The sequence below is a fragment of the Kribbella sp. NPDC051587 genome (assembly GCF_044453945.1).
In the GTDB taxonomy this organism is placed as follows: Bacteria; Actinomycetota; Actinomycetes; order Propionibacteriales; family Kribbellaceae; genus Kribbella.
This window is the reverse complement of sequence record NZ_JBITDE010000005.1, coordinates 436,207-459,012: the sequence shown is the minus strand read 5'-3', so window position 1 is coordinate 459,012 and position 22,806 is coordinate 436,207. Positions and strand designations below refer to the sequence as shown.

At 68.0% G+C, this 22,806-nt stretch carries 21 protein-coding genes; 4 read left to right on the top strand and 17 right to left on the bottom strand.

The genetic code is table 11. The features are described from left to right. Positions 1 to 266: 266 nt before the first annotated feature. The 10 genes from ACIA49_RS21385 to ACIA49_RS21340 form a co-directional block, all read right to left on the bottom strand. Positions 267 to 785 (bottom strand): hypothetical protein, encoded by a 519-nt coding sequence (locus ACIA49_RS21385; protein WP_396378939.1) that lies wholly within the window; start codon positions 783 to 785, stop codon positions 267 to 269. A gap of 28 nt (positions 786 to 813) precedes the next feature. After that, positions 814 to 1,485, bottom strand: a complete 672-nt coding sequence (locus ACIA49_RS21380) for a hypothetical protein (protein WP_396378938.1) — start codon at positions 1,483 to 1,485, stop codon at positions 814 to 816. Continuing rightward, positions 1,485 to 2,423, bottom strand: coding sequence for a hypothetical protein (locus ACIA49_RS21375; RefSeq protein ID WP_396378937.1), 939 nt, complete (start codon positions 2,421 to 2,423; stop codon positions 1,485 to 1,487). The genes ACIA49_RS21380 and ACIA49_RS21375 overlap by 1 nt, the downstream gene beginning before the upstream one ends. After that, positions 2,423 to 2,806 (bottom strand): hypothetical protein, encoded by a 384-nt coding sequence (locus ACIA49_RS21370; RefSeq protein ID WP_396378936.1) that lies wholly within the window; start codon positions 2,804 to 2,806, stop codon positions 2,423 to 2,425. The genes ACIA49_RS21375 and ACIA49_RS21370 overlap by 1 nt, the downstream gene beginning before the upstream one ends. Before the next feature lie 2 nt (positions 2,807 to 2,808). Further along, positions 2,809 to 4,611: a hypothetical protein gene (locus tag ACIA49_RS21365; protein ID WP_396378935.1), complete on the bottom strand. Its 1,803-nt coding sequence runs from the start codon at positions 4,609 to 4,611 to the stop codon at positions 2,809 to 2,811. Further along, a complete protein-coding gene (locus tag ACIA49_RS21360; RefSeq protein ID WP_396378934.1) occupies positions 4,608 to 5,093 on the bottom strand; it encodes a hypothetical protein in 486 nt (161 codons plus the stop codon). Before ACIA49_RS21360 ends, ACIA49_RS21365 begins: the two co-directional genes overlap by 4 nt. 102 nt (positions 5,094 to 5,195) lie before the next feature. After that, on the bottom strand, positions 5,196 to 6,593 hold the full coding sequence (locus tag ACIA49_RS21355; protein ID WP_396378933.1) for a type IV secretory system conjugative DNA transfer family protein: 1,398 nt from the start codon (positions 6,591 to 6,593) through the stop codon (positions 5,196 to 5,198). Next, entirely contained in the window at positions 6,593 to 7,861 is a 1,269-nt protein-coding gene (locus ACIA49_RS21350; RefSeq protein ID WP_396378932.1) for a M48 family metalloprotease, read from the bottom strand. The genes ACIA49_RS21355 and ACIA49_RS21350 overlap by 1 nt, the downstream gene beginning before the upstream one ends. 234 nt (positions 7,862 to 8,095) lie before the next feature. Next, positions 8,096 to 8,962, bottom strand: coding sequence for an aldo/keto reductase (locus ACIA49_RS21345; RefSeq protein WP_396378931.1), 867 nt, complete (start codon positions 8,960 to 8,962; stop codon positions 8,096 to 8,098). Between the two features lie 68 nt (positions 8,963 to 9,030). Beyond that, entirely contained in the window at positions 9,031 to 9,873 is an 843-nt protein-coding gene (locus tag ACIA49_RS21340) for a helix-turn-helix transcriptional regulator (RefSeq protein WP_396378930.1), read from the bottom strand. 87 nt (positions 9,874 to 9,960) lie between these two features. On the opposite strand from ACIA49_RS21340, the gene ACIA49_RS21335 reads away from it, so the two are divergent. Then, on the top strand, positions 9,961 to 10,707 hold the full coding sequence (locus ACIA49_RS21335; protein WP_396378929.1) for an SDR family NAD(P)-dependent oxidoreductase: 747 nt from the start codon (positions 9,961 to 9,963) through the stop codon (positions 10,705 to 10,707). A gap of 3 nt (positions 10,708 to 10,710) precedes the next feature. On the opposite strand, the gene ACIA49_RS21330 is transcribed toward ACIA49_RS21335, so the two are convergent. Then, entirely contained in the window at positions 10,711 to 12,291 is a 1,581-nt protein-coding gene (locus ACIA49_RS21330; RefSeq protein WP_396378928.1) for an alkaline phosphatase D family protein, read from the bottom strand. A gap of 113 nt (positions 12,292 to 12,404) precedes the next feature. Between ACIA49_RS21330 and ACIA49_RS21325 the strand changes: the two genes are divergently transcribed. Continuing rightward, the gene (locus ACIA49_RS21325; RefSeq protein ID WP_396378927.1) at positions 12,405 to 12,878 is read left to right on the top strand and encodes a GNAT family N-acetyltransferase; all 474 of its coding nucleotides are present in this window, start codon (positions 12,405 to 12,407) and stop codon (positions 12,876 to 12,878) included. A 159-nt stretch (positions 12,879 to 13,037) separates the two neighbouring features. Here the strand turns inward: ACIA49_RS21325 and ACIA49_RS21320 are convergent, their stop codons facing one another. The 6 genes from ACIA49_RS21320 to ACIA49_RS21295 are packed head-to-tail and all read right to left on the bottom strand — an operon-like array spanning position 13,038 to position 19,484. Then, a complete protein-coding gene (locus tag ACIA49_RS21320) occupies positions 13,038 to 13,868 on the bottom strand; it encodes a hypothetical protein (RefSeq protein ID WP_396378926.1) in 831 nt (276 codons plus the stop codon). Positions 13,869 to 13,928: 60 nt separating this feature from the next. Further along, positions 13,929 to 15,365 (bottom strand): diguanylate cyclase domain-containing protein, encoded by a 1,437-nt coding sequence (locus tag ACIA49_RS21315; protein WP_396378925.1) that lies wholly within the window; start codon positions 15,363 to 15,365, stop codon positions 13,929 to 13,931. Between the two features lie 57 nt (positions 15,366 to 15,422). Beyond that, the gene (locus ACIA49_RS21310; RefSeq protein WP_396378924.1) at positions 15,423 to 16,163 is read right to left on the bottom strand and encodes a sugar phosphate isomerase/epimerase family protein; all 741 of its coding nucleotides are present in this window, start codon (positions 16,161 to 16,163) and stop codon (positions 15,423 to 15,425) included. 17 nt (positions 16,164 to 16,180) lie between these two features. Next, positions 16,181 to 16,996: a sugar phosphate isomerase/epimerase family protein gene (locus ACIA49_RS21305; RefSeq protein WP_396378923.1), complete on the bottom strand. Its 816-nt coding sequence runs from the start codon at positions 16,994 to 16,996 to the stop codon at positions 16,181 to 16,183. Continuing rightward, complete coding sequence (locus ACIA49_RS21300) at positions 16,993 to 18,324, bottom strand: dihydrodipicolinate synthase family protein (protein ID WP_396378922.1); 1,332 nt, start codon at positions 18,322 to 18,324, stop codon at positions 16,993 to 16,995. Before ACIA49_RS21300 ends, ACIA49_RS21305 begins: the two co-directional genes overlap by 4 nt. Then, positions 18,321 to 19,484 (bottom strand): Gfo/Idh/MocA family protein, encoded by a 1,164-nt coding sequence (locus tag ACIA49_RS21295; protein WP_396378921.1) that lies wholly within the window; start codon positions 19,482 to 19,484, stop codon positions 18,321 to 18,323. Before ACIA49_RS21295 ends, ACIA49_RS21300 begins: the two co-directional genes overlap by 4 nt. Positions 19,485 to 20,641: 1,157 nt before the next feature. Between ACIA49_RS21295 and ACIA49_RS21290 the strand changes: the two genes are divergently transcribed. Continuing rightward, a complete protein-coding gene (locus ACIA49_RS21290; RefSeq protein WP_396378920.1) occupies positions 20,642 to 21,427 on the top strand; it encodes a phosphotransferase family protein in 786 nt (261 codons plus the stop codon). A 12-nt stretch (positions 21,428 to 21,439) separates the two neighbouring features. Beyond that, a complete protein-coding gene (locus ACIA49_RS21285) occupies positions 21,440 to 22,789 on the top strand; it encodes a threonine/serine exporter ThrE family protein (protein ID WP_396378919.1) in 1,350 nt (449 codons plus the stop codon). Positions 22,790 to 22,806: the final 17 nt, after the last annotated feature.

Sequence of the window (22,806 nt, the reverse complement as noted above, 5' to 3'; positions counted from 1 at the left end):
ACGCGACCAACTGTGCACCTGCTCGTTATGGGTGACTTTTTTGGCGCATAGCGCCGAAAAGTTACCGACTAGCGCACATCCCGCGCCTCAGCCCCGCCCCAAACCGGTTTGGGGCGGATCCAGGACGGATTCGGGGGGCGGATCCTCCCCAGATGGCCTTTCCGCGGCAGCAAACTCTCCCCGAATCGGTTTGGGGAGCCAATTCGAAGGTTCGCGTCGCCCGCGCCCGCCGTATCCGATCTGTACGCCGCTCAACGCAGCGACTGTTAGATCCCGGCGTACTGAATGACCGGCGCGGCCGCGCGGGCGGCGATCTGCCAGCTCTGACGGCGGAAGCCGAGCACGATGCCGGCCAGGGCCGCGCTGCTGAGCACACCGGCGACGACGATGATCACGACGTCGCCGGTGAGGCCGCCGGTCACGACCAGCCCGAGCCCGACGACGACCGCACAGACCGCCAGCGCGATCGCCATCGGCTTGTTCTGCCAGACCCACTGCCCGCCACTCTCGACCTCGGCCGCGAGACCGTTCGCGAAGGTCCGGAGCTCGTCGTCCCACGGCGCCAGCTCGAGGATGCGCGTGGCCGCCTCCCGGCACATCGCGCGCTGCTGCTCACTCGCGATCAGCCGTACTTCGTAGACGGTGATCGCGAGCGACGCCTCGGTCATCCGCCTGATCGCCCAGGCCATCTGCACGCGCAGGTCGTTGTTGTCGGGCTGCGCGAGCAGCTCCTGATGCAGCCGCTCGACCGCCGCGGCGGGATCCTCGTCGGGATGCAGAGTCATTGGTCCAGTCCTGCCTGATCGGGCGCCGTCACGGCTGGGCCGCATCGCGGGCGGTCTTGTAGATCTCCTGCATGGCCGGCCAGTTCGAGGCCAGCGCCGACGCATAGATCACGTAGTCGTTCTGCCCGGCCCGCCAGTACGTCGAGTCGACGTGCTTGCGGCCGTCGGCGGTGTTGAACTCGAACGTCCAGGTCACCGCTTCATGCTCACGCCACGTCTCCGGCCGCAGAGCGATCAACTTGTAGCCGGGGTACTGCTTGCTGAAGTTGCGCTCGGCGTTCCGCATCACGTCGATCAGCGGCTGGGCCGGCGACTGCGAACCGCCGTAGCGGAGGAAGCTGGTCGGGCGCGCCGGATCGGTCGCCTGGGTGTCGGCCTTGCCGGCCCGTGGCTTCCCCGTCCACCCGCTCGGGATCTTGGTGACGACCCCGCCCGGGCCGAACACGTCCTTGTAGTCCCCGGCCGGGGTCGGCGTACTCGCCGGAGCGGTCGGCTCGCTCGGCGGCGTCTCGCTCTCGCTCGCGGTCGGAGTGGGCGACGTCGAGGTGGTCGGGGTGCTGCTCGTGGTCGGCTTCGGTACGGCGTCCGCCGGGTCACCCGGGGTGCGCACCAACAGCAGACCGGTGCCGATCAGGCCACACACCACGAGATTCGCGGCGAACGCGATCACGGCCACCTTGCGCGAGGTCGGCTGGCTCATCATTGCTCCGGCTGGAACTTCAGCTTGCCCTGCTCGACGGTGAGCCGCCCGGACACCGTGAAGTTCGAGCTTTCGTTGGCCGGGTAACCGCCGTACCCGGTGCCGGTGACGGTCGCCTTCCCGGTGGTGCCGGTCTCGACGGTGACCGCGCCGTCGTCAGTGAGGTGCAGCTCGATCTTCGGGTAGGAGTCGATGCGCCAGACCGGCTTGGTGACCGAGGAGGTGAACGGGCAGGACTCCACGTTCTTGGTCACACAGCCCTGGAGGTACTCCTTGACCTGGGCCTCGGCCGCGGACTGCGCGGACTCCTTGACCTTCGGATTCAACGCCGCCTCGTTCTCGCCGAAGGCCGCGTCGATCGTCACCGGCTCACTCTCGAGCAACTGGTTGTCCACCACACTGACGACGTACTGGCCGGGAAACACCTGCAGGCTGCGCGATTCCTTCGCGTCCTCCGGCAGCGGCTTACCGTTGATCTGTACGTCGACCGGGGCCGCCGTACTGATCTGGATCGTCGGCAGGTCACCGTCGATGCCCCAGCCGCGGAACAGGCCGAGAGTGAGTTCGTCCTTGCGGTGCAGGGGAATCGCGCCACTCACCTGCTTGTTGCCGACGACGAAAGTGACGTTCGCCTTGTTGTCCTCGATCTTGCCGACCTTCAGTTTCGCGGGCGGGGAGTACTTGTCGGAGGCAACGATGTCGCTGGTCGACGTGGGGCTGTCCTTGAGGTACGTCGCTGCCTTCGCGACGTCGTGATCGGCGAGCGCACCGAAGTACCCCTTGACCGTCGCCTGCGGCGTCAGCCAGACCTGTTGCACCACATACGTCGCGGCACTCAGCACCACAACTCCCGCGGTCACCACCGCGATCACCGTCTTCGCCCGCGGTGACGGCCGCCACGGCTCGACGAACGGACTGACCGGTTGGGTCTGCACCATCATGCCTCCTCTGTACGACGTGCTTGGGCAAGGTACTCGTCGCGCTTCACCAACCGGGCGGCCATGATCTGCCCGTGATGCGCCACCGGCGGTTCATGCCGGCACGTCGCCAACTCCCGCCAAGCAGTCGCCGACCGCCGGATCTCCTGATGCCACCGCACCCCGTCGATCGGATTCACCGCCGCCGACATCACCCACTTATGCCAGTACCAGTACATCGTCAACTCGGTCCGCAGCCCCTCATGCACCGGCCAGCAAGGCGGCAACAGCACCCAAGGCGCATAAGCCTCCTCAAGCCAAGCCACCCAAGCAGCCAGCTTGTCCCAGTTGCTCTCGCGCTCCTGCGGTTCCTTCTCGTCCCAAACCCACGGTGGCTTAGGCATCGTCACTCCCTACCCATATCGTCACCAGCCGAGTGCTCCTCAGACGAGTAGTCGTCCCCACCCTCGTACTCCCCACCAGAACTCTCCATAGAAGCCGCCACCCGAGCATCATCCGAGTCCTCAACCCCACCCTCAGCCTCGGTGTCGGTCCCGGCCTCGGTCTCAGCGTCGACGTCGCTCTCTGTCTCAGCGCCGGCTTCGCTCTCGGTTTCCGTCTCGGTCCCGGCTTGAGTTTCGGTCTCCGTACCGGCCCCAGCTTCGGTTTCGGTCTCCGTACCGGCCTCAGCTTCGGTTTCGGTCTCAGCGTCGGCTTCTGCATCGGTCTCGCTCTCAGCGTCGGCCTGAGTGTCAGCCTCCGCCTCGGCTTCAGCACCAACCTCAGGCTCGCTCTGAGCCTCAGCCTCCGCGTCAGCCTCGGGCTCAGGCGCAGGCACCTCCTCGCCGTCCGCCTCCGCGTCGGCATCACCATCGCGACCGTTCTCTTGGTCGGCTTGCTGATCAGCCTCGGCCTGTGCGTCGGCGTCGGCTTGTGCGTCTGCCTCGGTGCCGTTCTCTTGCTGTTGCTCGGTTTCCGATTGGGCCTGAGTTTCGGTCTCGGTCTGCTCGTTCTCCTGCTCGGACTCCTGGTCCGCCTGCTCGTCAGACTCGCGCTGAGCATCGTCCTCAGCCTTGGCCTGCTGGTCTTCCTCGACCTGCGCGTCGTCCTCAGCCTGCTGATCGACCTCTTGCTGAGCATCCGCCTCAGCATCAGCATCCGCCTCGGCGTCCGCTTCCGCCTGCTGGTCGGCGTCGGCCTGGTCATCGGCGTCGCGCTGAGCGTCCGCCTCGGCTTGCTGTTCGGTCTCGGTGTCCGACTCCTGCTGCTGTTCGGTCTCGTCGAGTACGACGGTCTCCGTGTCAGCCTCGTCTTCGGTCAGCTCCGACTGATCAACCTCGTCGGCACGCTCCTCCTCGGGGTCCGGAACCCGAGGCCGGGCATCCGGTTCCTCGGAGCGATCATCTTCCCGCTCCGCACGCTTGCGCTCTTCCTCCTGTTCGCGCTCACGTTCCTCCTCGCGGTCCCGTTCAGCCCGGAGCTCCGCGGCTTGAGCCTTCAGCTCCTCCAGAGCCTCGATCTTGTCCTCGACCTGCTGCCGGACTTCGTCGGTCGGTGGGCGCAGCGGCTCCTCCGGCTCGTCCAGGGGGGTGATGACGTCGCCGTGCCCCTCCGGTTCTTCCACGTCGACGTAGCGCTCGGCCTGCAGGTACTGCACGGCCTGCTCCTGCCGCCGGTTGAGATCGCCGCCGCGGGCGATCTCGTACAGCAGGTGGTTGTCCTCTTTGGCCGCCCAGCTCTCCGGCGTGTGGATCTGCAGTTCGAACTTGTGTCCGTCCGGCGTACTCCAGGTCGTGTTGAAGCCCTTGTAGTCGGGCTGCTTCCACAGGTTCTTCTGGTTGTGCGGCCGGAACCCTTGTGCCTCAAGACGGTCGAAGGCCGCCTGGGCACCCTCGGCGTACTGATCCGCCGGGAACGTCATCGTGTAGCGGTTGAAGTCGTAGGTGAACGCGCCGATGGTGGTGTCGTTCTTGTCGAGCCCCTTGCGCGCGATCTTGCTGCGTGCCGAGTCGATGCTCTTCAAGGAGTACGCCAGACCGACCAGCTCACTACCGAGCTCGGTGAGCCCTCCGGCCACCCCCGACATGATCACATCGAGATCGTGCTGGCGCTTCTTCGCCTTCGCGAGGGCGACTTCGACCGCGTGGTTCTGCGGCCCGGTCAGTTCCAGGCCTTCCTCGTGGGCGACGCCGTACCACGGTGAGCTCACAGCTCCGTGGCCCCCGTGATGCCGCGGGTCTGCTGGATCAGCTGCTCGGCCGCCGCCTGGTCGATGGCGACCAGCTCCGGGCGGTCCGCCGGCGAACCCACGGTGAACTCGCGGATCACCGGTGTGGCGACCCACGCGTTGTCCGGCCCGAAGACCTCGTCCACGATCTTGTCGGGGCTACTGCGCCGCCGGTAGACCCGGTTCTCCTTCGCGGGCTCCGACTCGTCGTTCGGGATCTGGTACGACCAGTACCGGACGAAGCGCTGCCGGTCGGACTGCAGCGCCTGGGCGTCCTCCGCGGTGATCGCGACGAGCGTCCCGGCTGGGTACTCCGTGAATTCCTGGGCGCCCGCGTGCCATTCCCAGTCGATCAACGACAGGTACTCGGGCACGTCACCACCGGTACGCCACAACGCGCTGGGAGCGCTGACCTTCTCGTTCGGCCAAACCTCTGCCAGGTACTCGTAGTCGCCGGTGGTCATGCGGTAGATCCCTTCAGGTGAATTTCGGTAGCGCCGCTGATGCCGCGGGTCTCCTGGATCAGCCGTTCCGCCGTCGCGGCCCTGACGAGGTACTCGTACTCATCAGCGGTCATGGGTGAAGCCTTTGAGGTTGGCGAACTCGGGGATGGCACCGGCGGGGCGGGATTCGACTTGGAAGGGTGGGTCGCTGCGCCAGAAGAGCCAGGCGTGGAACGGGGGGAGCATCTGGATGGCGTTGATGGGGAGGGCTGGGCGGTAGATGGTGCCTACCGTGGTGCCCTGGGTGTTGGTGTTGCCGCTGACGCCGGTGGGGCCGGTGCCGAAGCCGGTCATGGAGGGGGCGCCTTGGGGGCCTAGCTGGGTGCTGGTGTTGGACTGGAGTTGTTCGCCGGCCCAGGAGGAGATGTTGTGCAGGTCCTCGCCGTTGGACATACCGCCGAAGATCAGCTTGGCGGTCGTCGCGGCGAGGATGGCGGCTTGCTGCTCGACGCCGTACCGGTTCCTCAACTGGGCAAGGGATTGCGTGGCCCAGAGCGTGATGATGCCGCGGCCGCCGCCTTCGCTGACCAGGGACGGGAGGCTTTGCAGAGGTGCGATGTTGGCGATCTCGTCGAGGGCGAGTAGCAGCGGCGGGTCCAGCCGGCCGCCGCGGGCGGCCGCCAGCTCGGAGGCGCGTTGCGCGATGCTGTCGACGAGGCCGGCCATCAGCGGCGCGATCGCCTGCTGCTGGTGCGACGGACCGATGATGAACAGCGACGACCTGCTCTCCAGGAACTCGTCGATGTCCAGGTCGTTCTGCGAGCACGAGGCGAGCACGGTCGGTTCGGAGGTCGCCTCCAACGTGTTGCGGGCAACGGAATAGAAGCTGCCGCGTTCACGATCGCCGAGCAGCTTGACCGCGTCCAGATCGTCGGCCCACATGGCTCCTGGGCTCGACGACAACCGCAGGATCGCCGTGGGGTCACGCGTCTCCTGCGCCGTGAGCCATCGCCGTACGACGGAGATCGGCAACCCCTCCAACGCCGCCGCATGGAAGTACGCGCGCAGGATCGCCGCGGCGCCACCTCGCCAGTGATCACCGTCCGAAACGCCTTGTCCCGCAACGGCTGTCATCGCGGCGACCCGGCGATAGCAGACCGACGGATTCTCGCAGTCGGCCAGCGGCGACCACCGCATCGACAGCTCGGGGAACTCGCTCCCGAACGGGTCGTACACCCGGACAGTTCCCCCGTACGGCGCCGCGAGCGCCCGCCGGCGGTCTCCGGTGAACCCGAGGATGTCGCCACGGGTCGACGTACAGACGACTGGACCTTCCCACCACATCACCGAGGGGATGATCAGGCCGGAGGTCTTGCCGTAGCGCGGCGGGCCGACGATGCCGACCGAGTCCTCGGGGGCACTCCAGCACCGCTTGTAGCCGCCGCGGGCGTCCCAGCCGAGGAACACCTGGCGGCGGGGTTCGAGCCCGAACGGCGGGATCTGCGGCCAGGAAGCGTTCATCAGTCCCTCGCCAGCGACCCGGTGATGATGACCGGCGTCGGCGCGGTCGGGCCGCCGGCGTCGGGCAGCGGGTACTCGACGCCGGGCGCCTCGAGCCGCTCGAGCCGCAGCTCAGTGGGCGGATGAGTGCCGAGGATGGCCAGGTCCCAGCCGCTGTTCGCGCCGTCGAAGGTGCGCTGGAACTTGACGAAGACCTGCCGGATGCCGTCCCGGTAACCGGCGAACACGGCGCCCTGGTCGGCCCGGTACTCCGCGGCGCGCCAGCCGGCGGCCTGGAGCGGCATCAGGACGTACCTGATGCTGACCAGGATCGGCCAGGTGATGAACATGATGATGAACGCGATGGTGCCGCGGGTCAGCTGCAGCAACCAGGTGCAGGCCGTGTACGACAGGTAGAGCGGGAGCGCGATGCCCCGGATGAACATGTTCGAGACGGCGTCCGCGTTACGCCAGTGCGTGAGCTCGTGGCAGAGCACACCGGCCAAGGGCTCGGTCTCGAACTCGAAGTCGGCGAGGAAGCCCCGGTTCACCTGGATGTGGCGGGCGCCGGCGAAGGCGTTGGGCTCCCGGTCGTCGGACATCAGCAGCCGTGGCAACGAGGTGAGGCCCATCCGGCGGGCACACTCCTGCAGCACCGGCTCGATCAGCTCACGCTCGCGGCGGCTGGGCTTCCGCGCTCCCTGGATCCGCATGATCCAGCCCTCGGCGGCGATGCTGTACATCGTGTAGAGGAAACCGCACAGCGCGGCGACCACGAGCTGGCCGAAGAAGCGGCCGACACCCTCGATCGGGCTGGCCGCGGCGATGAAGATCCACGGCAGCAACAGGCCGAGCAGGAAACCGCCGATGGCACCGGCCGCGATGCCCGCCAGCATGCCGAGGATGCCGCCGCCCTGCAGCAGCGCACTCCCGAGCAGGCCGTTCAGCAGCGGGATGTTGTTGGCCAGCGAGTCTGCCTGGTTATGGCCGCCGAGCGCGCCGCCGACGTACCCGGCGATGCCTCCGGCAACCATTCCGACGCCGCCGAGCATGATCGCCGCCGGCAGGTTGAACCAGGTGGTGAGCAGCGCGGCGATCAGGCCGCGCGGGTTGCGCAGCATCCCGGTCACCAGCCAGACAAAGACATTCTGGTACCCGGGTGGCCGCGTGAAGAGCTGCCGGATCTTCGCGCCGGCCGACTTGCGCGGCGCCGGACCGGGCACCTGTGACGTCGGAACCGGCGGTGGCCAGGACGACGGCGAACTGGTCGGCGGACCAGGGGTCTCCACGAACGGAGCCGCTACCGGCGCCGCCTGGACAGGTGGCGCAGACCCGGCTCCGCAGTGCGGACAGCTCTGGCTGGCTGGATCTCGCTGGTTTCCGCAGCGGACACAGATCCCCACTTGTTCCTCCCGAGAGTCGACCGTCCCGAGACTAGTGGTCGCGGTGGGTGACGGGAGGGGGTTCCCGGGGATCTGTGTCCAAGTTGCACTTTGTTGCAATCGCGGCGAAATCCGCCGGGGTCAGGAGGCGTCGAGAGTGGCGACCTGATCGGGGGTGAGGCTGAGCTCGATCGCGGAGTACGAGTCACGGATGGTCTCCGGCCGGCTCGATCCGGGGATCGGGATGACGACCGGGGACTTGGCGAGCATCCAGGCCAGGGTCAGCTTCTGCGGGCTGACGCCGAGCTCGGCGGCGAGGGTGTGGAAGGCCGGGTGCTTCTCGCCGAGCTCACTGGCGTTGGAGATCCCGCCGAGCGGGGACCAGGGCAGGAACGCGATCCCGAGTTCGTCGCAGAGGTCGAGCTCCGGCTCACTCGAGCGGAACTTCGGCGAGAACTGGTTCTGCACCGAGACGAGGCGGCCGCCGAGGATCTCGTTGGCCTGGCGGATCTGCTCGGGGTTGGCGTTCGAGATGCCGGCCTGACGGATCTTGCCGGCGTCGAGCAGGTCGCGAATGGCACCGACAGATTCCTCGTACGGCGTCTGTGGGTCCGGCCGGTGGAACTGGTACAGGCCGATCGCCTCGACACCGAGCCGCTTGATCGACGCCTCGACCGCCTGCTTGAGGTATGCCGGCGAACCATCGAGGGTCCAGCTGCCGTCGCCGGGGCGGAGGTGACCGCCCTTGGTGGCGACCAGGACGTTCGACGTGTCACCGCCGTACGACGAAAGCGCCTTGGCGATCAGGGTTTCGTTGTGGCCGACGTCGGTCGCGGTCAGGTGGTACGCGTCGGCGGTGTCGATCAGCGTGATTCCGGCGTCGAGCGCGGCGTGAATGGTCGCGATCGACCGGGCCTCGTCGGGGCGGCCCTCGATCGACATCGGCATTCCGCCGAGCCCGATCGGGCTGACCTGGACAGCACCGATCGTGCGGGTGGGGTTCGTCATACCTTCCAAGTTCCCGCACGCGAACCCTTAACTCCAACAGGAATATCCGAATGCATCCAGTACTCCCGCTACTGAATGAACTCCTGCGTCCCGATGACGGAAAGTAACCGCAGCGCTTCCTCCGACGGAGAGCCCGGTGTCGCGGTGTAGAGGACGAGCTGCTGGTCGCGATCGGCCAGGGTGAGCACGTCGCAGTTCACGGTGATCGGCCCGACCAGCGGATGGTCGAACGTCTTGCACAAGGTCGGCTCGGTGGCGACGTCGTGCGCCTCCCACAGCTCGGCGAATCGTGGACTGCCCGCCAGCAGATCGGCGATCAGGCCCTGCACCTCCGGATCGTCCGGATAGCGCGCCGCGGTCGTCCGGAGGTAGTTGGTGGCCTGCTGAGCGAATGCGGGGTCGCCAGAGGATCCGAAGACCTTGCCGTCCGCCGAGCGTGGGCCGAGGAAGGTACGGCGCAGCAGGTTCCGGTCGGGCCGGGACAGCTTCGAGAAGTCGTCGAGCAGCGCCGCGGCCAGCGGGTTCCAGGCGATCACCTCGTACGTCGCTGACAACACGATCGCGACCGTGGTCGGCAGCCGTTCGATCAGGTCGAGAATGCTCTGTCGCACCACCCGCGACGGTCCGGGCGGAGTCACCGGTACGCCGGCCAGCTGGCACAGGTAGTTGCGTTCGGCATCGGACAGCCGCAGCGCTCGCGCGAGTCCGGCGAGTACCTCGCCCGATGGATGCGGTGCGCGGGACTGTTCGAGCCGGGCGTAGTACTCCGTCGAGATGTACGCGAGCTGGGCGACTTCCTCGCGCCGGAGTCCCGGCGTACGGCGTCGTCGCCCGGCGGGCAAGCCGGCCTCGGCCGGGGTGACGCGTTCGCGTCGGCTGCGCAGGAACGCCGCCAGCTCCGCCTTGTCCATACCGTCCAGTGTGCCCGTCCCTGCGCGCTTAACCAGGTACTGATGGTTCCTGGTTAAGCGCGCTCGCTGCCGCGCAAGGTGGGCCGCATGGAGAGATTGCTCGAAGGAAAAGTCATTCTCGTCACCGGCGCCGGCCGCGGGATCGGAGCCGCCGCGGCCCGGCTGTTCGCCGCGGAGGGCGCCCAGGTGATGCTCGCCGCCCGGACCGAGGAGCAGTTGGCGATCGTCGCGAAGGAGATCGACGGCGAGTACGTCGTCTGCGACCTGGGTGACCCCGATTCCGTGACCGCAGCCGTGCAGCGGACAGTATCGACGTACGGACGATTGGACGGTGCGTTCAACAACGGCGCCACCGGTCAGCCGCCAGGGCCGATGGACGAGTTGCCGATCGACGCGATGGATCAGCAGTACGCCGTGAACTTCCGTGGACTGTGGCTCGCGATGACCGCCGAGGTCGCGGCGATCCGCGCCGGGACAGGCCGCGGCAGCATCGTGAACACGTCGAGTGTCGGCAGTTTGGGCGCCAACCCACAGCTTCCCGGGTACGGCGCCTTGAAGCGGGCCGGGAACAGCCTGACCGAGTCGGCCGCGAAGACCTATGGCCCGGAAGGGATCCGGGTCAATGCGATCGCGCCGGGCGCGACGCTGACCGAGATGCTGCAGGACTGGGACACGGCGCAGCCCGGGACCATCGACTTCATCGTCGGGCAGGTCCCGTTGCAGCGCGCGGCCCAGCCGATCGAGGTGGCTCAGGCCGCCGCCTGGTTGCTCAGCGACCGGTCGTCGTACGTGACCGGTGTTGTGCTTTCCGTGGACGGCGGCCTGTCCGTCTAGTACCTAGGCGCTGTGGACGTGCGGGTTGCGGTCCTCGACGACGTACGTCGCACGCGTGCTGATCGCCGCGCCCGGTGTCTGCACGTAGGGGAGGACGCGGAAGTCGGAGCGCCACTGCTTCTGGTCGACGGTGACGCGGACGTACCCGCGCTGGTTGTTGAAGAACTTGAGGTGCTCGTTCGCGGCCAGGAACTGCTTGCCCTGGTCGGTCATGTCGGCGCCGTCGCCACCGCTGGTGATCGACGTACCGACGAACTCGGTGCCGACCGATGCCGATGCGGGCGCGTCGTAGTCGCGCTTGAGTTCGAGGGCGTAGTTCTGGTGCCGGTCGCCGGTGATGACGACCAGGTTCCGGACTCCGCTGTCCTGCGCGGCGCCGAGCACCTTGTTGCGCTCGGCAACATAACCGTCCCAGGGATCGGTCCAGACGTGGGTCTCCGGGCCGGGCGTCCAGTCGGTCTGGCCCATCGGGGTCTGGTTGCCGATGATCTGCCACCGGGCACGCGACCGCTTGAAGCCGTCGAGCAGCCAGGCGCGCTGCTTGCCGCCGAGCATGGTGTTGTCCGGGTTGTAGCGGTCGCCGCAGGTGGAGCTGTCGGTGTCGCCGCAGACCTGGTCACTGCGGTACTGCCGGGTGTCGAGGATGGTGAAGTCGGCCAGCCGCCCGTACGGAAGACGCCGGTGGTAGCGGATGTCGGGCCCGGCCGGCATCTGCTCGTGCCGCAGCGGCATGTTCTCGTAGAGCGCCTGGAACGCCTGCGCGCGACGGGCGCGGAAGACGGCCGGGTCCTGGTCGGGCTCGGTGTCGACCTGGGAGATGTCACCGGCCCAGTTGTTCTCGACCTCGTGGTCGTCGAACGTGTGGATCCACGGGTGCGCGGCGTGCGCGGCCTGCAGCGGCGCCTCGCTCTTGTAGAGCGAGTACTGCAGCCGGTACCGCGCAAGGTCGAACGTCTCGGTGTGGAACCGCGGATCCGTGGTGACGCCGCGCTTGTTGGTCTTTACACCGGACTCGTACATGTAGTCGCCCAGGTGAACGACCAGGTCGAGGTCCTCGTCGGCCATGTGGTCGTACGCCGTGAAGTACCCGTCCTGCCAGGCATTGCACGACGCGAACGCGAACTTGAGCTGGCGCGGCGTCGTGAACGGGTGCGGAGTGGTCCTCGTACGGCCGGTCGGCGAGAGCTGGTGGCCGGTGCGGAAGCGGTAGTAGTACACGTGGTCCGGGAGCAGGCCGCGGACCTCAGGGTGCACCGAGTGACCGAGCTCAGGCGTCGCGACCACGCTCGCCCGGCGTACGACGTACCGGAAGTGTTCGTCGAGGGCGACCTCGTACTCGACGCGAACCGGCTTGGCGGGCATGCCGCCCTTGCCGTCGACGGCGAACGGATCCGTGGCGAGGCGGGTCCACAGCACGACGCTGTCGTACTGCGGGTCGCCCGAACCAACGCCCAGCGTGAACGGGTTCCCGGCGGCAGCCGGCGCGGCGTACGTGGTCGAAGCGTCCCAGGCGCCGGTGCCGAGCAGTACGGCGGCCGAGCCCGCACCACCCACGGCAAGGAAACGGCGGCGTGAAACGGTCATGAAAAATACCTCCTGGACGAGGCGGGTTCAGGGTTGGAAAGCGCCTTCACTGTTCTCTGCCCAGGTGTCGGAGGCCTGTCGCTGGGGTGAACTTGCTGGTGCAGGATGACCCCATGACCGTTCGCCGCGCCCTCCTCGAAGACGTCCCTGCCATCGTCGAGCTCGTCTACGCCCTGGCCGACTACGAACGAGCCCCCACCGAATGCCACCTCACCCCCGACCAACTCGAAACGGCGCTGTTCGGCGAATCCCCCGCCGTCTTCGCCCACGTAGCGCTGCAGGACGACCGCATCGTCGGCTGCGCCATCTGGTTCCTCAGCTTCTCCACCTGGCGCGGCGTCCACGGCATCTACCTCGAAGACCTCTTCGTCCGCCCCGAAGCCCGCGGCGCCGGCCTCGGCAAAGCCCTCCTCAAGGCCCTCGCCGAAGAATGCGTCCGCAACAACTACGAACGCCTCGAGTGGTCAGTCCTCAACTGGAACACCCCCGCCATCGACTTCTACAAGTCCCTAGGCGCCCACCCCCAAGACGAATGGACCGTCTACCGCCTCACCGACGAAGCGCTGCTCAAGCTGGGCGCTGCCTGACACCGTCCCCCTCACCTCAGCCAAACTCCCTGAAAGCATCGAGGCTGGGGACTTCTGCTGGTCGATTCAGGTGCGTAACGCACCCCAGCCCCACGCCTGGGCCCCCTCACCATCGGCTGGTGTCGAGGATTCGAGCGCAGGGCGCCGGACAGGATTCGTTCAGAGCTTGGCGAGGGCTGTCACGATGACGACGGCGATACTCACCACGAGAGCGACAAGGAGAACGGCGAGGCAGGACTCCAGGGAGAACACGGCTTGGGCTACTAACGCCGCGCGCAGGAGCCGGTACGCACGTCGTACCGGGGGCCGGGGGACCTGTGATGGCCGGGGCGGGGTGGGGGCTGGGCGCTTCGGGGGTGGGGGGTCGGGGAGGGCGGTTGCCGTGAACTCCCTCCACGCTTGGGGTGTGGCCGGGGCTAGCTCGTTTCCGCAGCGGAGCTGGGCCCCGCCGTTCGGAGGGACGGTGAGGGTGATCTCGACCGGCTGACGAGCTCCGGCGACCGGTCTCTCGATCCACCAGCGGTAGCCGGGAGTCACCCATTTCGTCGGGTCGCCGGGCACCGATTTGATCGCCAGGTAGGTGTCGCGCGCGTCGACTTTCAGCTCCACCACCCTGTCGTAGTCCCTCCGGTAGCGATGCAATCGGGGACCTAGCTGCTCGATCTCGTCCCGGATCGCCTCGCGGGCTTCGGCGGCCCGCTGCGCGGCGAGCCGCCAAGAGCCCTTGTACCGAGAGGGCTCTGGCTTGGGCCGGGTGTCGATCGGCGGTTCGTACCAGCGCAGCTCAGCTTGCAACTCCGCGAGCAGGGCAGAGTGCTCTGCCCATTTCCTGGGGTCGGAGTCGGGTAGTCGCTGCAAGGCCTCGAACCTGGCTTGCCAGTCCGGCGCGGAGATTCGCGGCGGGTTCGGAGGAGGCGGCGTCGACACGGCGGACCCGCCGCCGGAGCTGGGCCGGGCGGGTTTCTTCTTACGGCGCCGGGAGGTGGGCATCAGCAATGACGCTAGGCGGGATTCGTAGGGGCTGACGGCGGTTGGCAGCTCCCGGCCAGTTCAGCGCCGGTGGTGTTTGGCGGCGTACATGGCTTGGTCGGCGGTGTGGAGGAGGGTGTCGAGGTCGGGGGAGGTGGGGGTGATGGGGGTGGTGCCGATGGCGGTGGTGACTTGGGTGGTGATGCCTTCGAGGGGGCGGCTGACGGCGGCTTCGAGGCGGGTGATCAACGCGGCCAGGGCAACGCCTTCGATGTCTTCGGCGAGGATGGCGAACTCGTCGCCGCCGAGGCGGGCGACGGTGTCACCGTGGCGGACGGCGGTGGTGAGGCGGTCGGCGATCTCGCGGAGGGCGCGGTCGCCGGCTTCGTGGCCGTAGCTGTCGTTGACGAGTTTGAAGTGGTTGAGGTCGCAGAAGAGCAGGGCGCCGGGGCGGGTGGAGGCGCGGGTGCGTTCGAGGACGAGGTCGAAGCGGTGCTGGAGGAGGCGGCGGTTCGGGAGGCCGGTGAGCGGGTCGTGGGCCGCGTGGTGGCGGAGTTCGCGTTCGGCGTCCTTGCGGGCGGTCACGTCGTCGATCTGGACGAGCAGGATGCGGGGACGGCCGGTGCTCTCGACGACGATGGCCGCCGTACCGCCGAGCCAGATCTCGTTGCCGCTCGGTTGCGAGAAGATGCGTTCGAACCGGTACGGCGTTCTGCTGCGGGCGAGCCGGGCGAGTTCGCGCCGGGTCTGTTCCGGCTCCTCGTCACGCAGGAACGTGCCCGCGGCCGCACCCACCAGGTGGCCGGCGTCGTACCCGGTGATCTGGCAGAAGGCGTCGTTGACGCGCAGGATCCGGCCGGCCTCGGGGCCGTCGAGGGCGACCGTGGCCATCCCGTTTCCGGCGCCCTCGAAGACCATCCGGAACGTCGCCTCGCTCGCCTCCAGGCGGGACTTCTCGGCGCGGAGCTCGTCGGTCAGGCGGGCCTTGTCGATCGCCAGGCCGGCCTGGGTGGCGAAGATCTCCAGCAGTTCGCGGTGGACCGGGCCGGGCCGTCGCTCGTCCTCGGGGAGGTCGACCGACAGCATCCCGACCAGCTCGTTCTCGGAGGAATACAGCGGAGCGAACAGGGCGTCGAGCGGGTGCCACGCATCCGGCCCCTTCGCGATCGGTACGTCGGGCACCCAGCCGACCACGTCACCTTCGGGCAGCCGCTCGTGGGGCACGAAGCGCAGGCCGCCCCACGCGTCCGCGATCGCGAACTCGGCGTCGAAGATGTCGGCGGCACTGATCGTGCCGAGCAGGGCCTCGCGGGCCTCCGGTGACCCGGAGACCGCGATGACCTCGAACTTGCCGTCCGGCTGGCGGAGGTTGAGCACGGCGATGCCGAAGCCCAGACCGTCCACCACTCCGTCGACCACGGCCTGGAGCGTTTCGGCCAGGCTCCGCCCGGCCCCCATCCGCGCACTCACCTCGTACAACCGCCGGACTGCGGTCAGTCGTACTGTCGGCTCGATCACGTGTCGAGAATAGGCCGGATTCACCAAACGTGAGCGGCTGTATCCACAGGGAGAGCGCTAAATCTCGGTCAACCCACGGTAGCTGCGCTCCGCAGAGGCCCAGGCGTCGGCCGGTTTGTCGTGCTCCACCAGGTACTGCTCGACACCACCGGACTCCGCGTGTTCGAACATCGCGCCGAAGTCGAGCTTCCCGGCACCGACGTCCTCCCACGACCCGTCCTGCGCCATGTCCTTCACATGCAGCGCCGGGAACCGGCCCGGGTGCTCCTGGAAAAGCTTCGCCGGGTCGTGACCGCCGTCGACCGCCCAGTACAGATCCAGCTCGAACCCGAGCAGCTCCGGGTCGACGTCGAGCAGGATGTCGTACAGCACCGTCCCGTCGATCTCGTCGAAGTCGTGACCGTGGTTGTGGAACAACAACTTCAGCCCCGCATCACGCGCGGCCTTCCCGGCCTCGGTGAACGCGGCGGCCGCCGTACGGAATCCTTCGATCGACCGCTGCTCGACCGGGATCGACGGTACGACGACCCACTGCGCGCCGAGTGTCTGTACGTCGGCCAACGCGCCGGCCCAGTTGTCGGCCAGTCGTGCATAGCCGACGTGCTCCAGCACGATCTTCAGCCCCGCGTCGTCCGCGAAGCCGCGGATCTCCTCGGGGCTGTGGTCGAACCGGCCGCTCACGCCGACCGTGCGGTAGCCGATGTCGGCCAGCCGCTTCAGCGTCCCCGGATAGTCCTCCGCCAGCACATCCCGCATGGTGTACAGGTGCATCCCGATACCGTCGGCGGGAATAGTCATACCTAGCTCCTCAAGCGTTAGATGACGTGCTCCTGATAGCGGGCGTACGCCAGGTCGAAGACCTCCTGGCCCGGCGCATCCCACAGTTCCTGGTTGAAGATCTCGACCTCGATCGGACCGTCGTACCCGGCGTCGTCACACGCTTCCCGCAGCCGGCGGAGTTCAATCACGCCGTCGCCCATCATGCCGCGGCCGAGCAGGTTGTCGACGGGGAGCGGGACGGTCCAGTCACTGACCTGGTACGACAGGATCCGCTCACCCGCGCGCTCGATCTGGCGGTAGATGTCGGCATCCCACCACAGGTGGTACGCGTCGACGATCACGCCGACCTGGCTCGCGAGGAACTGCTCGGCGAGGTCGAGTGCGCCGCCGAGGGACGAGACGACACAGCGGTCCGACGCGAACATCGGGTGCAGCGCCTCGACGGCGAGCTTCACTCCGCGTTCCTCCGCGTACGGCGCGAGCTCGGCCAGGCCGTCGCGGATCATCGCGCGGGCGCCGTCGATGTCACGGGAACCGGGTGGGAGGCCGCCACTGACCAGTACGAGGACCGACGTACCGAGGGTTGCCGCCTCGTCGATCGCGCGGCGGTTGTCCTCGATCTTGGCCTGGCGTTCTTGCGGGTTGGTGGTGGTGAAGAAGCCGCCGCGGCACAGCGACGAGACCTTCAGCCCGGCGTCGGCGACCAGCTTGGCGGCCCGCTCCTCGCCGTACTCCTGGATGGGCTCGCGCCACAGGCCGATCCACTCGAGGTTGGCGTTGGCGCTGGCTTTCACCACGTCTTCGAGCGGCCAGTACTTCGTCGTGGCCTGGTTCAGGCTGTAGCGGTTCATGCGTCGATCCCGCCGACCCTGAGCAACTGCCGGAACCGGTCGACGGCCAGGTCCGGGTTCGTCAGTACGCCGGCCTGGTCGGCGAGGCGGAAGGTATCGGCGAGATGCGTGAGTGCGCGACCGGTCTGCAGACCGCCGACCATTGTGAAGCCGGGTTGGTAGCCATTTAGCCAAGCCAGGAAGGCGATTCCGGTCTTGTAGTAATAGGTCGGCGCAGAGAAGATCTGCCGGGCCAGCGGGACCGTCGGTGCGAAGACTTTGGTGTAGGTGTCGAGGTCGTTGTCGTCGAGTGCCTTCAGCGCCGCGGCCGCGGCGGGTGCGATGGCGGCGAAAATCCCCAGCAGGGCGTCGCTGTAGCGGTCGCCGTCGCCCTGGATCAGTTCGGGGTAGTTGAAGTCGTCGCCGGTGTAGAGGCGCACGCCCTCGGGAAGACGCTTGCGCAGGGCAACTTCCTTGTCGGCGTCCAGGAGCGAGACCTTGATCCCGTCGACCTTCGCGACGTTGTCCTCGATCAGCTGTACGACGGTGTCCGCGGCGGCATCCACGTCGTCGCTACCCCAGTAACCGTCCAGCGCCGGATCGAACATCGACCCCAGCCAGTGCAGAATCACCGGCCGCGACGACTGGTTCAACAGTCGGTCGTAAACCTTCCGATAATCATCAGGTCCACTCGCAGCAGCACATAAAGCCCGGCTAGCCATAAGAATCGGCTGCGCCTGGACGTCCTCGGCAACGGCGAGCTGCTCCTCGTACGCCGCGATCACCGCGTCAAGAGAGTGAACGCCGCCCTCGCCCGGTCGGGTGCTCCGGCTGCCTCCGGCGGTTTCGCCGCTCCGGCTGCCTCCGGCGGTTTCGCCGCTCCGGCTGCCTCCGGCGGTTTCGCCGCTCCGGCTGCCTCCGGTGCTGCTGGTGGCGCTCGCTCCTCGGCTCTCCGCTCCGCTCTTCCTGGTGGAACCGGCGGCGGGTTGGCCTGTGGCGGGTAGTTGGTCTGTGCCGACGCCGACCGCGATACGGCCGTCGGGTGCTTCTGCGGCTGAGCGGCGGATCAGTTCTTGGGTGGACGCCCAGTCGAGGCCCATGCCGCGTTGTGCTGTGTCCATTGCTTCGGCGACCGAGAGGCCGAGTGACCACAGGTGGCGGCGGAAGCCCAGGGTGTGTTCCCAGTCGATGACTGCGGGGGCGCCCGGCGAGTTGTCGCCGAGCGGGTCGGCGACGACGTGCGCCGCGGCGAAGGCCAACCGCGATCTGGCGGGAGAATAGGTGCCCTGGGCAACCGGCGTACCGGAGAGCTGGTAGTCGACCAGCTCACCGTTCAGCGGGAGCTTCATGCCGGGGACCCGAGGTCGAGCGCCGGCACCTCGAGCTTGCGTCCCTCGCGCCACGACTGCAGTCCGAGCTCAGCGAGCTGAACGCCCTTGGCGCCCTCGACGAAGTCCCAGGTGAAGGGCGTGTCGTCGACGATGTGGCGCAGGAACATCTCCCACTGCACCTTGAAGCCGTTGTCGAAGTTGTCGTTGTCCGGCACGGTCGCCCACTGCTCACGGAAGTTCTCGGTCGCGGGGATGTCCGGGTTCCAGACCGGCTTCGGTGTCGCGGAGCGGTGCTGCACACGGCAGTTCCGCAGCCCGGCAACCGCCGAACCCTCGGTACCGTCCACCTGGAACTCGACCAGCTCGTCACGGAACACCCGCGTGGTCCACGACGAGTTCAGCTGCGCGACGATCCCGCCCTCGAGCTCGAAGACGCCGTACGCCGCGTCGTCGGCCGTGGCGGCGTACTCGTTGCCCTGCTCATCCCAACGGGCCGGCACGTGCGTCGCGCCCTGGCAGTAGACCGACTTGACCTCACCGAAGATCTGGTCGAGCACGTACCGCCAGTGGCAGAACATGTCGACGATGATCCCGCCGCCCTCTTCGGACTTGTAGTTCCACGACGGCCGCTGCGCTTCCTGCCAGTCACCCTCGAACACCCAGTACCCGAACTCGCCGCGCACCGAGAGGATCTTCCCGAAGAACCCGCCGTCCACCAGCCGCTTCAGCTTTCGCAGCCCCGGCAACGACAGCTTGTCCTGGACGACGCCGTTCTTCAGCCCGGAGTCCCGGATCAGCCGTGCCAGATCGACCGCAGCCTCCAGGCTGTCCGCGATCGGCTTCTCGCAGTAGATCGCCTTCCCGGCCTCGACCGCCGCGCGCACGCCCTTCTCGCGCAACTGCGTGAGCTGCGAGTCGAAGTAGATCTCCACATCCGGCTCCGCGAGCGCCTCGGCGACATCGGTGGTCCACCGCGTCAGCCCGTAGGTCTCGGCGATCCGCCGCAGCTTCAACTCGTTCCGGCCGACCAGGATCGGGTCCGGAACGATCATCGTCCCGTCCGCGGCCTGGATCCCGCCCTGCTCGCGGATCGCCACGATCGAGCGCTCCAGGTGCTGCCGCAGCCCCATCCGGCCGGTGACCCCGTTCATCACGATCCCGATACGTCGCTCGCTCACAGTTCCCCGCGCCTCCCTCACCAACCCTTGGAAAGGGCTTTCCAAGGCGTGTTCCGCAACCATAAGAGAGCCGAAACGACGAGTCAACCCGAAACGGAAAGCGATATCCCACCCACGCCGCCGGCGACCGCCGTACCGACGGACTGTGACTACGCGGCCCCACGCCCGACCATCAACCGCAACCACGCCCACCGACACCCAAATGTGGTGCCCACCACCAGCCCGTCGATACACACCACCCGCTCACCCCACCACGCCGCCGGCGAACGCCGTACCGACGGACTGTGACTACGTGGCCCTGCGCCCGGCCGCCAGCCGCAACCACGCCCACCGACAGCCGGATGTGGTGCCCACTACCAGTCCGTCGGTACGCACCACCCGCCGCCACCCCCCATCACCTGATCGCCGGATCAACCGCGCCGCGCCCAAAGGCGGTGACCCACCTTGAGCACCCCTCAACCACATGGCGCCCGGCAAAGTGGTTGAGCCGTGTTTAAGGTTCGCCGGTGCATCCGTCTTGGGCACCGCTTGACCGGGTGGCGCCTGGTGAGGTGGGTGAGCCGTGCTCAGGGTGCGGCGGTCCATCTACCTTGAGCGCCCATCGACCACATTGGGGGCGGGGGGATGGTTGAGGCGTGCTCAGGGTGCGGTGACAGTCGAGGGGCGGAGGCGTGGGCGGCGGGGGGCGGGTGTTGTTGTGGGGATGGGAGGCCCGACACGGGACAGGTGCCGTGGACACGCGGGCGCTGGGGCGCTGTGCCGGCGGGCTGTGGGTGGTCGGGTCGGCGTGCGGTTGCCGAGCGCGATCACGCCTGCCGGCGGCCGGATGTGGTGACCAGTACCCGTTCGTCGGTACGCGGCAGCCGTCCACTGCGGTGTTGGTACGGCGTTGCCGGGCGTCCAGGGTCGGCGAGCGGCACTTCGGCGCCATGTGGGCTGTGGCGCTCCTCCCAAAGGGGTTTGGGGTGGATCTGGGAGCGATTCAGGCGGTGGATCCTCCCCATTGTGGCTTGGTGAGGGCGGGCAGGCTCCCCGAACCGGTTTGGGGAGGTACAACGGCGTGCCGCTTGATACCGACTGTTGGGGGTGAGGGTTTGGATTGGGGGGTTGGGGATGGCACGGTTGGTTAGTGCGGGAAGGGTAGTGCAGGCGGCGGGATGCCGGCCGAGCGTGTTGTGGAGTGGGCCGCTGGGTGTTTGGGCAGCGGGGCGAGGGTCGTGTCGGTGCGGCCTTTGCATGGGGAGCAGGGGCCTTGGCTCTTGCGGGTGGGGGAGACGAGCGTTGTGCTGCGGGCGGTGACGCCGCGGGTTGACGCTGCGATGATCGCGACCGGGGTTGCGGCGTTGACGGTCGCTGAGGAGTACGGCGTACCGGCTCCGCGGTTGCTGGGGGTGGATCTCGAGTTGCCGGCGTCGGTGGAGACGGTGGTGGGGAGTACGACGTGGCCGGAGCCTCCCGATCTTGGGCGGGTCTACGCGGCGCTGAGGCGGGTCCATGTGCCGTTGGAGGCACGGCCGGGGTTGCCGTTGCGGGTCAGGCCGATTGCGGTGGACGACTTCGCGCGGGACCGGCGTGACGGGCTGATGGCGACGACGCCCTTGCTCGAGCTGGCGGACGACGTCGTACAAGGGATCGAGGCGCCGCACGGGCCGACGGTGTTTCTGCATGGGGATGTGTGGCCGGGAAACGTGGCGTGGGCGAGTCCGACCGAGTGTGTACTGATCGACTGGAAGACCGCGGGCGTCGGGGATCCTGGGGTGGACTTCGGTGAGCTGCGCAAGCAGATGGCGATCAACTATGGGCTGATACCGCAGGGCGGGAGTGCCTACTGGGATGTGGTGGCCGCGCTCAACACGCCCACGGTGCTCTGGACGCCCCAAGCGACGCAGCGGCGCGATGGGTTCTTGAGGGATGCGCTCAGACGGCTCGGGGTGGCGGTGTGATGTGCTGGTGGGGTGACGGATCTGGACGATCAGCGGGAGGTCTACCGGACGCTGGACCTGGCGCTCCGCGTGGGCGAGGTGCTGTTGTCCAGTGGGGCCGGTACGGCGGATGCGACGGCGACCATCCTGGGTGTGGCGGCGGCGGGTGCGTTGCGCGGGTGTGAGGTCGACATCACGTTCACGTCGATCGCGATCTCCTACCAGGCGTCGCCGGATACCGCGCCCGAGACGCACATGCGCGTGGTCCGGTACCGCTCGCAGGACTTCTCCCGCCTCACCGAGGTCGATCGTCTGGTACGGCGGTATGCGCGTGCTGAGGTCACCCGCGACGAGGCGAGTCGCGAGCTGGCCCGGTTGACGTCCGCCGGCCCGCCGTACCCGCGCTGGACCGCGGTTGTCGCCTGGGGTGTGATGGCGGGCGGTGCGACGCTGTTGCTCGGTGGTGGCTGGCTGATCACCTTGGTTGCCGTGGTCACCGCGATTGCGATTGATCTGAGCAACCGCTGGTTCAACCGGCAGCGGTTGCCGGCGTTCTACCAGCAGGTCGCCGGGGCGTTCGTGGCGATGGCGGTCGCGCTGGCCCTGTACGCCGTCCACGCACCGGTGGAACCGTCGTTGGTCGTTGCCGCCGGCATCATTATGTTGCTGGCCGGGATCGCGTTGACCGGTGCGGTGCAGGACGCGATCACCGGGTACTACGTGACCGCGGCCGCGCGCAGTCTGGAGGCGATGCTGCTGACCGGCGGCATCATCGCGGGGGTGAGCCTCGGGCTCGCGATCGGGATCAAGATGGGCTTCCACGTCGGCATCCAGGCGCAGACGATCCAGCTCTCGAACCTGCCGATCATGGTCGGCGCCGGCGCGTTGATGGCGGTCGCGTTCGCGTATGCGTCGTACGCGCCGCTGCGGGCGTTGCTGCCGGTCGCGGTGATCGGTGGCGGCGGGTCGCTCGTGTACACGCTGATGACGCGCGCCGAGTTCGGACCGGCCTGGTCGACCGCGGCGGCTGCCTTCGCGGTTGGGTTCGGTAGCTACTCGCTCGGCCGGAGGTCCGGCGTACCGCCGCTGGTGGTGGTCGTGTCCGGCACCGTACCGCTCCTGCCCGGACTCACCATCTACAAGGGCCTCTATGAGCTGACCGGGCTCGGCAACCTGATCGGGATCGTCAGCCTGGCGACGGCGGTCGCAATCTCGATCGCCATCGCATCCGGCGTGATCCTCGGTGAGTACGTCGCGCAGCCGATCCGTCGCGAAGCCCGGCGCCTGGAGGACCGGCTCGCCGGCCCGCGCCTGATCGGTCCCCGCCGCCCGATCCGCCGCAAGACGTCCCGGCGGCGCCGCGGGTGGTCCAAGACATCCTGATCTGTCGGTGGCAGCAG

Coding starts and splice junctions, on each gene's coding strand:
- ACIA49_RS21360 (WP_396378934.1), bottom strand. CDS start 5,093: ATGACCACCGGCGACTACGAGTACCTGGCAGAGGTTTGGCCGAACGAG.
- ACIA49_RS21385 (WP_396378939.1), bottom strand. CDS start 785: ATGACTCTGCATCCCGACGAGGATCCCGCCGCGGCGGTCGAGCGGCTG.
- ACIA49_RS21325 (WP_396378927.1), top strand. CDS start 12,405: ATGACCGTTCGCCGCGCCCTCCTCGAAGACGTCCCTGCCATCGTCGAG.
- ACIA49_RS21300 (WP_396378922.1), bottom strand. CDS start 18,324: ATGAAGCTCCCGCTGAACGGTGAGCTGGTCGACTACCAGCTCTCCGGT.
- ACIA49_RS21310 (WP_396378924.1), bottom strand. CDS start 16,163: ATGACTATTCCCGCCGACGGTATCGGGATGCACCTGTACACCATGCGG.
- ACIA49_RS21320 (WP_396378926.1), bottom strand. CDS start 13,868: ATGCCCACCTCCCGGCGCCGTAAGAAGAAACCCGCCCGGCCCAGCTCC.
- ACIA49_RS21345 (WP_396378931.1), bottom strand. CDS start 8,962: ATGACGAACCCCACCCGCACGATCGGTGCTGTCCAGGTCAGCCCGATC.
- ACIA49_RS21370 (WP_396378936.1), bottom strand. CDS start 2,806: ATGCCTAAGCCACCGTGGGTTTGGGACGAGAAGGAACCGCAGGAGCGC.
- ACIA49_RS21330 (WP_396378928.1), bottom strand. CDS start 12,291: ATGACCGTTTCACGCCGCCGTTTCCTTGCCGTGGGTGGTGCGGGCTCG.
- ACIA49_RS21375 (WP_396378937.1), bottom strand. CDS start 2,423: ATGGTGCAGACCCAACCGGTCAGTCCGTTCGTCGAGCCGTGGCGGCCG.
- ACIA49_RS21305 (WP_396378923.1), bottom strand. CDS start 16,996: ATGAACCGCTACAGCCTGAACCAGGCCACGACGAAGTACTGGCCGCTC.
- ACIA49_RS21290 (WP_396378920.1), top strand. CDS start 20,642: ATGCCGGCCGAGCGTGTTGTGGAGTGGGCCGCTGGGTGTTTGGGCAGC.
- ACIA49_RS21340 (WP_396378930.1), bottom strand. CDS start 9,873: ATGGACAAGGCGGAGCTGGCGGCGTTCCTGCGCAGCCGACGCGAACGC.
- ACIA49_RS21335 (WP_396378929.1), top strand. CDS start 9,961: ATGGAGAGATTGCTCGAAGGAAAAGTCATTCTCGTCACCGGCGCCGGC.
- ACIA49_RS21355 (WP_396378933.1), bottom strand. CDS start 6,593: ATGAACGCTTCCTGGCCGCAGATCCCGCCGTTCGGGCTCGAACCCCGC.
- ACIA49_RS21380 (WP_396378938.1), bottom strand. CDS start 1,485: ATGAGCCAGCCGACCTCGCGCAAGGTGGCCGTGATCGCGTTCGCCGCG.